The sequence below is a fragment of the Niallia tiangongensis genome (assembly GCF_044704065.1).
Classification (GTDB): domain Bacteria; phylum Bacillota; class Bacilli; order Bacillales; family Cytobacillaceae; genus Niallia; species Niallia tiangongensis.
In genome coordinates, this window is record NZ_CP162613.1 from 406134 (window position 1) to 419373 (window position 13240).

Sequence of the window (13240 nt, forward strand, 5' to 3'; positions counted from 1 at the left end):
CAAAAATAGATAAAGAGGGGGATATTATGTCCGAGCAGCATATTATTCGATTTGAGAATGTAACAAAAAGCTATGATCAAGATACAACTGTTCTAGAGAACGTAAGCTTTGATATTGAACGAGGTAAGTTTTATACCCTGCTTGGGCCATCTGGCTGTGGGAAAACGACTGTTTTAAGATTAATAGCCGGATTTATGGAGCCTACAGAAGGAAATATTTACTTTAATGGGAAGCAAATTAATAAAATACCAGCAAATAAGAGACAAGTAAATACAGTTTTTCAGGACTATGCGCTTTTTCCCCATTTAAATGTATTTGAAAATGTAGCCTTTGGACTTCGCATAAAAAAATGGAAAAAGCAAGTAATTGAAGAGAAAGTAAAAGAAGCACTTCGTTTCGTCAATTTAGAAGGCTATGAGAATAGAGAAATCAGTGAAATGTCTGGTGGCCAGAAACAACGTGTTGCTATCGCTAGAGCAATTGTAAATGAACCAGAGATTATTCTCCTAGATGAACCATTATCTGCATTGGATTTGAAGCTTCGCACGGAAATGCAGTATGAGCTTAGGGAATTACAAAGAAGATTAGGGATTACCTTCATCTTTGTTACACATGATCAGGAAGAAGCATTGGCGATGTCGGATGAAATCTTCGTTTTAAACAAAGGACGAATCGAACAAAGTGGAACACCGATAGATATTTATGATGAACCAATTAATCGCTTCGTTGCAGATTTTATCGGTGAATCCAATATTGTTCCTGGATTGATGAAAAAAGATTTTATTGTCCATTTTGGAAGCAAAGCTTTTGATTGTGTGGATGGTGGATTTAATGAAAATGAAGCAGTAGAAGTAGTAATTCGTCCCGAGGATTTAGAAATTACATCCGTTGAGGCAGGGAAATTAAAGGTGAAAGTGGACTCTCAATTATTTAGAGGGGTTCATTATGAAATTTGTGGCTATGATGAAGACGGAAATGAGTGGCTTGTCCATTCAACGAAGAAAGCTACTGTTGGAACCGAAATTGGTCTTTATTTTGAACCAGAAGCCATTCATGTTATGCGATTAGGAGAAACAGAGGAAGAATTTGATAAACGACTAGAAGCATATGAGGGTGCAGTCAATGAAAAGTAGTACAAAATGGTATACTGTCCCTTATTATCTTTGGATTGCGCTCTTTGTCATTGCCCCAGTTGCACTTGTTGTCTATTATTCATTCTTTGATATTGAAGGGGCATTTACGTTTGAAAATTATCAGAAGTTCTTTACACCTGTCTATTTAAAGATGACACTAAGTTCCTTTTGGTACGCTTTTTTAATCACTTTCTTTTCCTTGCTTATTGCGTATCCTACTGCTTATTTATTGACGAAAACAAAGCATAAGCAATTATGGCTGTTATTAATTATATTGCCCTCCTGGATTAATCTATTATTAAAAGCGTATGCGTTTTTAGGGATATTTGGTACACATGGTGCAGCAAATCAAATCCTGGACTTTCTGGGGATAGGCAAGCAACAGCTGTTATTTACAGACTTTAGTTTCCTATTTGTAAGTGTATATATATTTATTCCCTTTATGATTCTTCCTATCTTTAATGCGTTAGAGAAGTTAAATCCTAGCTTAGTTGATGCTTCTCAGGATTTAGGAGGATCATCTTGGACGACGTTTAAAAAGGTTATATTCCCACTTACAATAAATGGGGTGAAATCAGGGTGCCAAGCTGTATTTATTCCGGCTTTATCACTATTTATGATTACACGCCTAATTGCAGGTAACCGTGTGATCACGTTAGGAACTGCAATAGAACAGCATTTCCTTATTACACAAGACTGGGGAATGGGTTCAACAATAGCTGTATTTTTGATTATTAGCATGATTATCATCATGGTTCTTACAGGGAACAGAAAGAGAGGGATAAAATGAAAAAGCTATCAAAATGGTCTGTTCTCTATTTATGTATTGTTTTTGTCATTTTATATGCGCCGATCTTTTATTTAATCTTCTACTCCTTTAATAGTGGAGGAACCATGCATGATTTCGATTCCTTTACATTTGATTGGTATAAAGAATTATTCCAAGATACAAGATTACTAGTGATCGTTTTAAATACGATTATAATTGCCCTTTTATCTGCAGCAATTTCAACCATTATTGGGGTGCTTGGCGCAATAAGCATTTCCATGATGAGAAGGAAGGGCATTAGGAATTCTATTTTATCTTTAAATAATGTTCTGATTGTAAGTCCAGATGTTATTATTGGTGCGTCTTTCTTAATTTTCTTTACAATCATTGGGATTAAACTAGGTTTCTTTTCCGTTCTATTATCTCATATTGCTTTCTCGATTCCGATTGTTGTCATTATGGTATTACCAAAGCTAGAGGAAATGAGTCCAACTTTAGTGGACGCAGCATTGGATCTTGGAGCTAGCTGGAAGGATGTACTAACAAAAGTTATCATTCCTTATATTTCATCCGGGATATTTGCCGGATTCTTTATGGCATTGACATACTCCTTAGATGATTTTGCTGTAACATTCTTTGTAACGGGCAATGGATTTACAACACTGTCTGTGGAAATCTACTCTTTAGCAAGACGAGGTATTTCTTTAAATATTAATGCGTTATCAACCTTGTTATTCTTATTTACGCTACTTCTTGTAATTGGTTATTATTTCATTACACAGCGTGTCAATAAAGCATCACAAGCGGGGGTGAGAAAATGAAGTCTCTAATTCGCGGATTAATCGTTATCTTTGCACTGTCTTTCATTCTCTTATTTATTGTCAATCAATTAAATTCAAGCAGAGGGTATACAAGTGGGAATACATTAACTGTATATAACTGGGGAGATTATATCGATGCAGATTTAATTACTAAATTTGAGGAGGAAACAGGAATTAAGGTTATCTATGAAACCTTTGATTCAAATGAGGCGATGATGACAAAAATTCAGCAGGGAGGAACAAGCTATGATATCGCGATTCCCTCTGAATATATGATTGATAAAATGAAGGAAGAGAATTTATTAATTCCGATTGATCATACTAAAGTTCCTAATTTGAAAAACATAGATAGTCGCTTTATGAATCTATCCTTTGATCCAGACAATAAATATTCGATTCCATATTTCTGGGGTACAGTTGGAATTGTCTATAACTCAGCGATGCTTGATGGGAAGGAAATTACTTCCTGGAATGATTTATGGGATAAAGATTTAAAAAATGAAATTATGCTTATAGATGGTGCCCGTGAAATTATGGGGATGAGCTTAAATAGCTTGCATTACTCTTTAAATGATAAAGATCATGAGCACTTGAAGGAAGCAAAGGAAAAATTAGATACTTTAACTCCAAATGTTAAAGCGATTGTTGGAGACGAAATTCGGATGCTCATTGAAAATGGAGAAGCGTCTATCGGTGTTTTATGGTCTGGAATGGCTGCTGAGATTATGTGGGAAAATGAAGATGTGGAATATGTTGTCCCGGAAGAGGGATCTAATCTTTGGTTCGATAATATGGTTATTCCGAAAACGGCTAAGAATATCGACGGAGCACATCAGTTTATTGATTTTATGCTAGACGCGGAAAATGCTGCGCAAAATACAGAATATGTTGGCTATTCTACCCCAAACAAGGCAGCGATGGAATTTTTGCCAGAAGACATTACTGGGGATGAGCGCTTCTATCCCGATGAAGAAATGACTTCGAAATTAGAAGTATATGAAAACCTTGGTCATCGTTCATTAGCGGAGTATAATGATTTATTCCTAGAGTTTAAAATGCATCGAAAGTAAAGAACGGAAAGAAAACAGTTTGCTAAAATGTAGCGAACTGTTTTTTTATCTTCTAAAGAGATGTTAATATCCGCATTTAACTTTATGTGAAAACAGCCTAATAAACAATTTCTCTATATTCTTGTATGCAACCTGGCTATACGGAAAATACTAACGGAAAACAAGGTGGGTCATAAAATGAAAAAAATAATATGCTTCTTCTGTTTTCTTTCATTTCCGTTAGGGATTTCCGCACAGGAGGTGGATTCGGCTAAGACTCAAGTGAGAAAAGAGCTTGCAATCGTTATTGATGATTTTGGTAATAATATGAAAGGAACAGATGAGATGCTCAACTTACCTGTTCCTATTACGGTTGCAATTATGCCTTTTCTCTCTACAAGTAAAGAAGACGCTATTCGTGCACATAAAAAAGGACATGAAGTAATCGTTCATCTGCCGCTAGAACCGAAAAAGGGAAAAAAGAGCTGGCTTGGACCGGGTGCAATTACAACAGATCTATCAAATGAGGAAATTAGAAAACGAGTTAAAGGTGCCATTGAAAGTATTCCTTATGCAGTTGGAATGAATCATCATATGGGTTCAAAGGCAACGGAAGATAAAAGGGTGATGAGAATTATCCTAGAGGAGTGTCATAAGCATCATCTTTACTATTTAGACAGTAAGACGACAAATAAAAGTGTTATAAAGGAACTAGCAGAGGAACTCAATGTACCTTATTTAGAAAATGATCTCTTTTTTGACCATATTTACACAAATCAGCATATTGCTAAACAAGCCAGTAGGTTAGCCAAAAAACTGGATACAGAGCAGGAATTTATCGCAATTGGCCATGTAGGAGTTTCGGGGCCTTCTGTAGTAAGTGTTCTAAAACAATATATTCCCGTTTATCAAAGAGATGCAGATATTGTACCACTATCTACACTAATAGAAGGCTATGAGCTGCTGGATACTGATTTACCATGATATAAGCTTTAGAAAAAATCTCGGGAAAAAGAGCAAAACCATCACGCTATACCGAAAAGGGTACATGACGCTGGTCTGTGCTCTCTTAATTAGATTAAACTATGAAATGGGTTTCATAACAATAGCTGTTATTGAAAAATATGACAAAATGTTTTTATGCCTTATAGAAAAGGAGACAGACCATTTTTTCTAGTCTGTCTCCTTTTCTATTTATTAATTATTTAGAGGATTATCATCATTTGGTTTTTGGATAGATGTTTGATCGATTTTTGTATCTAGTGTATCTAGTCGTTTTTTGGCAAAGTCTTTGCCTCCGAGACCAAATGCTAATCCAAATGCTAAGCAAAGTCCACCTAAGGTTAGAATAAAGGCGGAATTCACAATAGAAGATGCTACTCCTAATTGGTCAAGCGCCATAAAAACAGTAATGGTGATAATCGCATATTTTGCGATAACCGGTAAAAGCTTGAAGTGAGCGCCCTGTAAAATATTGCTTAACAATTGCTGAACAAGATAGCCTAACCATAAGCCTACGCCAATAATTACAATTGCAGCGAGAACCATGGGTAAATAAGCAATAACAGCAGTTGATAAGGTTACTAAAAATTCTAGTCCTACTAAATTTAAGGCCTGTACAGCTAATAAGAAAACGATCAGGATTTGTACGATAGAACCAATAATATTTGAAATACTAGTGTTAGGGCTAATTCCCATTTTTCGTACATAAGTATCTAGACTAAGCTTTACTAATAAGGTAACAACCATTTGTTTTACCCATTTACCTATCCAAATACCTATTAAGATGAGGATAATGGCAATAGCGATATTTGGAATCATTGCTAGCATATCATTTAACATGTTAATAGCCGGCTGGGAGATTCCTTGAATATCTAATTTCTCAAGCGCTGATATAACAGTTGGGATGAGAATGAAAATAAAGACAATGTTGCCAATAACAGAAGATAAACGTACATTATCTAGAAGCTTGTTTATGCCTAATCGATTAGCTAAAGAATCTGTACCAATTGTTTGTAAGAAGTTTGTTAGAATGGTACGAACAATCTTTGCAACAAACCAACCGACTAAGACGATTAGTGTAGCTGCTAAAAGCTTTGGTAAAAAGGCAAGCATGTTTTGAAGCATATTGGCAAATGGTTCGGAAACACCGTATAAATTTAGTGCATCTAATACAGCAGGTAGGAATAACAACAGCACTAAGTAGAAAACGATATTTGCGACTTTATCCATAATATTTTGTGGGTTATTTTTTTCTGTAAGATTCCATTTTTGCAGTTTCTCATGAACCTTTAAGGTAGATCCGGTTTTTTTGATAAGGAATTTTAATCCAGATGCGATGATCCATGCTATAACAAGAATCAATGCGGCTTTTAAAATATTAGGAATAGCTCCAAGGATAGAGGAAAGCATATTCACTAAAGGAGAAGTAATAGCCGTTAAATTCAATATATTAAAGAATAGGGAAAAGACGAAAACTAATAATAAGTAAAAAACAATTTTGCTTATTATTTTTTCAGATGAATATTTTCGTGGTTTTCCTTCCGGGAAAATTTTATCATCCAGATTTGTTTTCTGCAGTCCTTTATATAGGGCTTTTTCGATAATTTTAGCAATAATCCACCCTACGATTAAAACAACCACAGCTAAAATAAAATCGGGTAGCTTGTCCCAAAAAGAATTCCAGTTCCAGTAATAATTCATTTCCTTCACTCCTTGTTTTTCATTTATACTACTAATACCCAGCGAGTGAAGGATTAAACGTTGTACATAATGGAGCTCGTAGATTGAAGTTAATTGAAAAAAAGAGAAGGTATTCATGAAAAACCTTCTCATTTAACTTATTAATTTTTTTGTAAGTTACTTTTTTTCTTATTATTAGCTTATCTTAATGCCTTTTCTTCAAAATCATATAGGCAATCATTACTGCCTACCATGATTAGAATGTCTCCTTGAAGGATTATTTCATTTGCAGATGGAGAGACGATTGTTTCTCCTGCTCGCTGGATGCCGATAATCGTACAGCCGTATTTTGCACGTACGTCTAGGTCTAAAATGGATTTGTTATGTATTTTAGCTGAAGCTACCATTTCGACAATTCCATGTTCTTTTGAAAGCTGAATATAATCAATCATACTGTCGGAAATAACATGATGGGCAATTCTTTTTGCCATATCCTGTTCTGGATGAATCACACGGTCAGCACCGATTTTCTCTAAAACACGTTTATGATATACATCGGCTGCTTTTACCCAAACTTGGCTAAGCCCCATTTCTTTTAAAAGCATAGTAGTAAGGGTGCTAGACTCTACATCGTCTCCAAACGAAACAAAAGCATGATCAAAGTTTCGTATACCGATTTGTGTGAGTGATGCTTCGGTAATATTCGTCATTTGCACACAGAGTGTAGCGAATGCTCGGTATTTTTCCACTTTCTCCAAAGATTGATCAATTGCTAATACTTCTGCTCCCATTTTATGGAACTCTTCTACTAAACTGCCACCAAAGCTTCCTAGTCCTATCACTACAAATTGTTTTTTCATACTTATCCTCCTAGGGATGAAAAATACATACTTTTGCCATCATTATACTTTTTTATAGAAAAGAAAGAAAATAATTTTTCTTTTTTGGACAGGGAAAATAGTTAGGAAGGGGAAAGGTTTTTATCCAAAATAAAAACCACTTTTTCGATAGGAGAAGAAAAAGTGGTTTTATCCATTCTAAAATGAAGTTTATTCAGATAGATACGCAGTTAGCATCCATAAATGTTTCTCGATTTTACCAATTAGATCGACTGCTAAATCATTTGTAATAACATCTTCTAATTCATCTGCATGCGCTGCTAGTTCTTTTAATTGTGTATTAATATGACTGTAATCCTCTACTAAAGATTTTACCATTTCGTTTGCAGTTAATTTCTCTGTGCTTTCTTGTAATGTTGATGTTTCAATGAATTCTTTTAATGTAGAAACAGGTTTTCCGCCAATAGCAAGCAGGCGTTCTGCGATTTCATCCACTGCTTCAGAAGCCTCGTCATATAACTCTTCAAATTTTTCATGTAGTGTGAAGAAAAATGGCCCTTTTACATACCAGTGGTGTTGATGAAGTTTTGTGTATAAAACGCTCCAGTTAGCAATTTGTACGTTTAGTTCTTTTTGTAATTCTACTTTTGTTTGTAATCCCATGTTAACAAACTCCCTTCGACTGTTTATATATTAATTATAACAAGTTTTAATTTAAAATCAATACTTATTTATAATTATTATAATTTAATTTTTATTACAATTGAAAAACAATAGTCATCTCGATAGGTTAGAGGGGAAGAATTTACTTTTTATTTTTTGTTGTCCTATTAAAATATATACCCCAATTTCACAGGAAAGGAAACAATAGGAAGAAAGAATTCATTAAATGGACAAATTTAAAAAGACTCAGCATATGACTGAGTCTAATTGATAATTACGATTAAAAGGAAAGAGAGCTGGAAGAAAACATATAGGATTTATGGTGATAGCGAATGCTAAACATAAGTCCCATTGCCATCATATTTGTCATTAATGCACTACCTCCATAACTAATAAATGGAAGGGGTATGCCTGTTATTGGTAACAACTGTATTGTCATCCCAATGTTTTCAAATACATGGAAGGTTATCATGCTAATCACTCCAACAGTAATATAAATACTGTAGGGATCAGCTGTTTTTAATGCGGTTCTTACAAGGTGATAGATTAAGAAAAAATAAAGAATGATAACAATACTCCCACCAATAAAACCGTATTCTTCCCCTATTATGGTGAAAATAAAATCTGTATGCCTTTCTGGGATATATACTTCTTCGTTTCCTACTCCTTTTCCACTAATAAGTCCTGAGCCTATCGCCATTAAGGACTTAACTAGCTGGAATCCTGAATCGCCCGCATTATGGGGATCAAGCCAAGAGTTAATGCGATCGAACTGATATGGATCGACCCCTAAATATTTTTCTAACAGTTCTCGTCCAAAGATAGCTAAGTATAAAACAATAGATCCAAAGGCTGCCGCTGTTCCATATAAAGGAATAAGTATTTTCCATGAAATTTCTGATACTAACATCATGCCAATTAAGATTGCCATTAACACGAGTGTTGTACCAAAATCCTGTGCAATGACTAAGCCAATCGGAATTCCAGCCACAACTCCAAGTTTACACATTAAAATAAAGTCAGTTAAGAGTGACTTATAGATTGTTTTCTTATGGTGATTAGTTATAACTTTGGCAATCGCTAAAATATAAAAAACCTTCATATATTCAGATGGTTGGATACTACCAATGTGAGGAATGACATACCAGCTTTGCGCTCCACCCCTTTTAGGAGTAAAATCTGTTACCGGCGCAAGTAATAGACCAATTAGTAATATGGCTCCTACTCCGTAAAGAAGCCAAGTTATTTGTTGAATCTGTTCGTTATCAAAATACATAATAATGGCGATGGTAATGGAGCCGATGACATACCACATAATTTGTGATTGCAAGTAAGAATCTTTTGGCCCCTGTGCACTGTAAATAGCTATGCAGCTTACTAAGCAAAATAACATAAGTAAGAGACATAGTGTCCAATCGAATCTTTCGGAAAATCCTTTTTTTGTTCTCATTCTAGCAAACCCCTAGTTCAAATTTCTTACATTTATATAGACGGAAAAGAAGGAGAATTTGTTTCCTTATTTTTTATAATCCCTGTAAAAATATTGGTTAGTTCTAAATTTGATTCAAAACACAGGCATATGGTCAAAGGTAGAATCGATATGATCCAAAGCCGGATGGATATGATCCAAAAACCAAATATATGGTCCAAATCCGGATGGATATGATCCAAAAATCAAGTATATGGTCCAACTCAGGATGGATATGATCCAAAAACCAAATATATGGTCCAACTCAGGATGGATATGATCCAAAAACCAAGTATATGGTCCAACTCAGGATGGATATGATCCAAAAACCAAATATATGGTCCAACTCAGGATGGATATGATCCAAAAACCAAGTATATGGTCCAACTCAGGATGGATATGATCCAAAAACCAAATATATGGTCCAACTCAGGATGGATATGATCCAAAAACCAGATATATGGTCCAAATCCGGATGGATATGATCCAAAAACCAGTTATATGATCCAAATCCGGATGGATATGATCCAAAAACCAAGTATATAATCCAACCCCAATATATGCGCCAAGCATAAAATAAATTACCAAACGCAAAAAGAGACTGTCCTTATTAGACAGCCTCTTCTTTCACATTAAATGAGTCAGAAAAATTTGCGCGATTCCGAAGTAAATAAATAACGAAAAGATATCATTAAGGGTAGTGATTAACGGCCCAGATGCAACTGCTGGGTCAATATTTAACTTATAAAGAATGATTGGAATAATAGTACCAGATAATGTTCCAATTATAAGTGTACAAATTAATGAAAGGCCAACAACTAAGCCAAGCATGAGATCGCTTTGCCAAACATAGGCGATGATCGTAATAATAACCCCACATGTAATCCCAATAATCAAGCCAACTAATAGTTCCCTAAATATCAGCTTCGTTACAACTGTTTTATTAATCGTATTAGAAATAAGTCCACGTACAACAACTGCTAATGATTGCGTTCCTGTATTACCAGTCATCCCGGAAATCATTGGCATGAAAAAGGATAAAGCCACAACTTTAGTTAGAACATCTTCATAATTGCTTATAATGCTTCCAGATACGACGCCGATAAATAAAAGTAAGATTAGCCAGGGGAGTCTTCGATAGGCAGCGACCGATGCTTTTGTATCAAAATCAATCGATTTCCCAGAGGCAGAAAGTTTTTCGATATCTTCATTTGCTTCTTGGAAAACGACGTCAATCATATCATCGATGGTAACGATCCCCATCAATATATTTTCATGATTTACAACCGGAATAGCCAAAAAATCGTATTTCTGGATGGTTTGTGCTACTTCCTCTTGGTCTTGATCCACTGTAACACTAATGACCCGTTCATACATAATGTCACGAATTTTATCCTGTGGTTCAGCAATCAAAAGGTCACGATAGGAAACAACACCAACTAATTTTCTATTTTGATTAATTACGTATAGATAGCTTAATGTTTCTGCGAAATCTGCAAAAGACTTTAGCTTATCAACTGCTTCGCGAGTAGTGTAATAATCACGTATCCAAACAAAACGGTTCGTCATGAGACGTCCAGCAGTTTCGTCTGGGTAGTTCATTAAGTTTTGTACAATGATAGACTCTTCTTTTTTCATTTCAGAAAGAAGTTCGTCAATTCTATCTGGTGCAAGTTCATTTAAAAGGGAAGCTAGGTCATCATTATCCATTAAATCTAGGACTTTCCCGGTCTTGTCCATTCCTAATGTGTTTAGGACCTCAAGTTGTTCTTCTTTATCTAGTTCTTCTAAAAGATGGGCTAATAAGTCGACTTTTAGAAAAAGCAAAAAACGAGCCCTATGCTTTTCAGGGAGACTCTCATAAATTTGAGCTATATCATATGGTTGTAGCTCATCAACGATGGATTCAAATTCAGATTTTTTATTGTCTTTTAGTGTCTGAATGATGTGAAGTGTGATTTGATTTTCTGTCATTTGGTGTATCATACTTCTCACTCTCCCTTCCGAGGTTTTAGGCAATTATTCGACATATACCCTGTTTTATTATATGTAAATTAACGAAAGAATGAAATGGATAATTCTTTGCAAAAAAGGAGATTTTGAGAAAATATTTAATAAAACTTGCAAAAAAAAACAGTGTTAAATATTCTGACAATTGACTTGAAAAGATTAGATTCTGAATTAAAATAAGAATATAACATGAATGACCGCAGGCAGCTGCCAATATTGCGACTTTTTTTCGTATATCCTTAATAATTGGGTTAAGGGTCTCTACTGGAAACCGTAAATTTCTTGCTACGAAAAAATATGCTTAACTAGCATATTTTTCGTAGTTTTTTTGTGTTTATTCCGAAATTTAAACAAGCACGGGGGGATTGGAATGGGAAATATCTTAATCAAAAATGCGCAAATAGTTACGATGAATCAAGCAGAAGAAATTATTATAGGAGATATTTATATAGAAGAGAATGTTATTAAAGTAATTGGGGGAAATCTTCCAATAAATCATGTGGACAAAATTATCGATGCGACAAACAGAACGGTAATCCCTGGGTTTATTCAAACCCATATTCATTTATGTCAAACATTGTTTCGGGGGAAGGGAGATGATTTAGAACTGATGGATTGGCTTAGAAAAAGAATTTGGCCACTCGAGGCTGCACATGATGAAGAGTCTATATATTATTCAGCCATGCTTGGCATAGGAGAGCTGCTGGAAAGTGGAACAACTACGATTGTGGATATGGAAACTGTCCATCATACAGAGCATGCTTTTCGTGCTATTGCGGAAAGTGGAATACGAGCTGTTTCCGGGAAAGTGATGATGGATAAAGGCGATGAAGTTCCTTTGGCATTACAGGAAAACACAGCAGAGTCTATTCAGCAAAGTGTTGACTTGTTGGAGAAATGGAATGGGTTTGATGATGGAAGAATTCAGTATGCGTTTTCGCCACGCTTTGTAGTCTCGTGTACAGAGGAGTTATTGAAGGAGGTAAAGATTCTTTCCGACCAATATAGGGTGAAGGTACACACCCATGCCTCAGAAAACAAGGGAGAAATTCAGATTGTACAAGAAGAAACGGGGATGAGGAACGTTGTGTACCTAGATCATCTTGGCTTAGCAAATGACCGTTTGATCTTGGCGCATTGTATTTGGTTAGATGAAGAAGAGAAAAGAATTATTCAAGATAAAGGGGTTCATGTTAGCCATTGTCCAGGCTCTAATCTAAAGCTCGCATCAGGAATAGCCGATACACACCATCTCCTTTGTAATCATGCTTCTGTTAGCTTAGGAGCGGACGGTGCTCCATGTAATAATAATTTAGATATGTTTAATGAAATGAGATTGGCTGCACTTATTCAAAAGCCCATTCACGGTCCAACTGCAATGGATGCAAAAACAGTCTTTAGAATGGCGACTATCGGTGGAGCAAAAGCGGTTGGTTTGGAAAAAGAAATTGGCAGTCTGGAAATTGGCAAGAGAGCAGATTTGGCTATTTTAAATCTGCATAATTTTCATACATTCCCTTCCTATGATGTGGACCCCATTTCGAGAATAGTCTATTCCGCAACAAGAGCAGATGTAGAAACAACCATAGTGGACGGTAAAATAGTGATGGAAAATAAAATAATGAAAACGGTGGATAAACCTATTGTATTAAATGAAGCGGATAAAAGTATAAAGAGGCTGTTGAGCAAAACAAATATAAGTTAGTGATAGCGATTTACTGTGCTTTAGGGAGTGGTATGAACCATTTGCCTAAAGCACGGTATTTTTTTGTTTGGAATGAGTGGGTTGGTTGATAAATGAAAAAT

Annotated in this window: 11 protein-coding genes and 1 riboswitch; of the genes, 6 read left to right on the plus strand and 5 right to left on the minus strand. The window is 35.4% G+C overall.

What is annotated here, in order from left to right; all coding sequences use genetic code 11:
• The first annotated feature begins 26 nt into the window (after positions 1-26).
• From AB3U99_RS02065 to AB3U99_RS02085, 5 genes are all read left to right on the plus strand, one after another.
• The gene (locus tag AB3U99_RS02065; RefSeq protein ID WP_400245142.1) at positions 27-1133 is read left to right on the plus strand and encodes an ABC transporter ATP-binding protein; all 1107 of its coding nucleotides are present in this window, start codon (positions 27-29) and stop codon (positions 1131-1133) included.
• Positions 1123-1923, plus strand: coding sequence for an ABC transporter permease (locus AB3U99_RS02070; RefSeq protein WP_400245143.1), 801 nt, complete (start codon positions 1123-1125; stop codon positions 1921-1923). Before AB3U99_RS02065 ends, AB3U99_RS02070 begins: the two co-directional genes overlap by 11 nt.
• A complete protein-coding gene (locus AB3U99_RS02075) occupies positions 1920-2723 on the plus strand; it encodes an ABC transporter permease (RefSeq protein ID WP_400245144.1) in 804 nt (267 codons plus the stop codon). The genes AB3U99_RS02070 and AB3U99_RS02075 overlap by 4 nt, the downstream gene beginning before the upstream one ends.
• Positions 2720-3793 carry a PotD/PotF family extracellular solute-binding protein gene (locus AB3U99_RS02080; protein ID WP_400245145.1) on the plus strand — a complete coding sequence of 358 codons (1074 nt, stop codon included), beginning with the start codon at positions 2720-2722 and terminating at the stop codon, positions 3791-3793. The genes AB3U99_RS02075 and AB3U99_RS02080 overlap by 4 nt, the downstream gene beginning before the upstream one ends.
• A 177-nt stretch (positions 3794-3970) precedes the next feature.
• Positions 3971-4756: a divergent polysaccharide deacetylase family protein gene (locus AB3U99_RS02085; RefSeq protein WP_400245146.1), complete on the plus strand. Its 786-nt coding sequence runs from the start codon at positions 3971-3973 to the stop codon at positions 4754-4756.
• Positions 4757-4969: 213 nt separating this feature from the next.
• On the opposite strand, the gene AB3U99_RS02090 is transcribed toward AB3U99_RS02085, so the two are convergent.
• The 5 genes from AB3U99_RS02090 to mgtE all read right to left on the minus strand — a co-directional run bounded on the left by AB3U99_RS02090 (position 4970) and on the right by mgtE (position 11410).
• A complete protein-coding gene (locus tag AB3U99_RS02090; protein ID WP_400245147.1) occupies positions 4970-6475 on the minus strand; it encodes a mechanosensitive ion channel in 1506 nt (501 codons plus the stop codon).
• A gap of 179 nt (positions 6476-6654) precedes the next feature.
• Entirely contained in the window at positions 6655-7314 is a 660-nt protein-coding gene (locus AB3U99_RS02095; protein WP_400245148.1) for a potassium channel family protein, read from the minus strand.
• 189 nt (positions 7315-7503) lie between these two features.
• On the minus strand, positions 7504-7956 hold the full coding sequence (locus AB3U99_RS02100; RefSeq protein WP_400245149.1) for a Dps family protein: 453 nt from the start codon (positions 7954-7956) through the stop codon (positions 7504-7506).
• 280 nt (positions 7957-8236) lie between these two features.
• Entirely contained in the window at positions 8237-9406 is a 1170-nt protein-coding gene (locus AB3U99_RS02105) for an FtsW/RodA/SpoVE family cell cycle protein (RefSeq protein ID WP_400245150.1), read from the minus strand.
• Positions 9407-10051: 645 nt separating this feature from the next.
• The gene (gene mgtE / locus AB3U99_RS02110; protein WP_400245151.1) at positions 10052-11410 is read right to left on the minus strand and encodes a magnesium transporter; all 1359 of its coding nucleotides are present in this window, start codon (positions 11408-11410) and stop codon (positions 10052-10054) included.
• A 233-nt stretch (positions 11411-11643) separates the two neighbouring features.
• Positions 11644-11742, plus strand: a riboswitch (purine riboswitch).
• A gap of 62 nt (positions 11743-11804) precedes the next feature.
• Here mgtE and AB3U99_RS02115 point away from each other — a divergent pair.
• On the plus strand, positions 11805-13139 hold the full coding sequence (locus AB3U99_RS02115) for a 5'-deoxyadenosine deaminase (protein WP_400245152.1): 1335 nt from the start codon (positions 11805-11807) through the stop codon (positions 13137-13139).
• The last annotated feature ends 101 nt before the right edge of the window (positions 13140-13240 follow it).

What these genes read in the sequence shown, in the direction of transcription:
- AB3U99_RS02100 (WP_400245149.1), bottom strand. Translation starts at nt 7,956, where the DNA reads ATGGGATTACAAACAAAAGTAGAATTACAAAAAGAACTAAACGTACAA.
- AB3U99_RS02080 (WP_400245145.1), top strand. Translation starts at nt 2,720, where the DNA reads ATGAAGTCTCTAATTCGCGGATTAATCGTTATCTTTGCACTGTCTTTC.
- AB3U99_RS02070 (WP_400245143.1), top strand. Translation starts at nt 1,123, where the DNA reads ATGAAAAGTAGTACAAAATGGTATACTGTCCCTTATTATCTTTGGATT.
- AB3U99_RS02115 (WP_400245152.1), top strand. Translation starts at nt 11,805, where the DNA reads ATGGGAAATATCTTAATCAAAAATGCGCAAATAGTTACGATGAATCAA.
- AB3U99_RS02095 (WP_400245148.1), bottom strand. Translation starts at nt 7,314, where the DNA reads ATGAAAAAACAATTTGTAGTGATAGGACTAGGAAGCTTTGGTGGCAGT.
- AB3U99_RS02065 (WP_400245142.1), top strand. Translation starts at nt 27, where the DNA reads ATGTCCGAGCAGCATATTATTCGATTTGAGAATGTAACAAAAAGCTAT.
- AB3U99_RS02085 (WP_400245146.1), top strand. Translation starts at nt 3,971, where the DNA reads ATGAAAAAAATAATATGCTTCTTCTGTTTTCTTTCATTTCCGTTAGGG.
- AB3U99_RS02105 (WP_400245150.1), bottom strand. Translation starts at nt 9,406, where the DNA reads ATGAGAACAAAAAAAGGATTTTCCGAAAGATTCGATTGGACACTATGT.
- AB3U99_RS02090 (WP_400245147.1), bottom strand. Translation starts at nt 6,475, where the DNA reads ATGAATTATTACTGGAACTGGAATTCTTTTTGGGACAAGCTACCCGAT.
- AB3U99_RS02075 (WP_400245144.1), top strand. Translation starts at nt 1,920, where the DNA reads ATGAAAAAGCTATCAAAATGGTCTGTTCTCTATTTATGTATTGTTTTT.
- mgtE (WP_400245151.1), bottom strand. Translation starts at nt 11,410, where the DNA reads ATGATACACCAAATGACAGAAAATCAAATCACACTTCACATCATTCAG.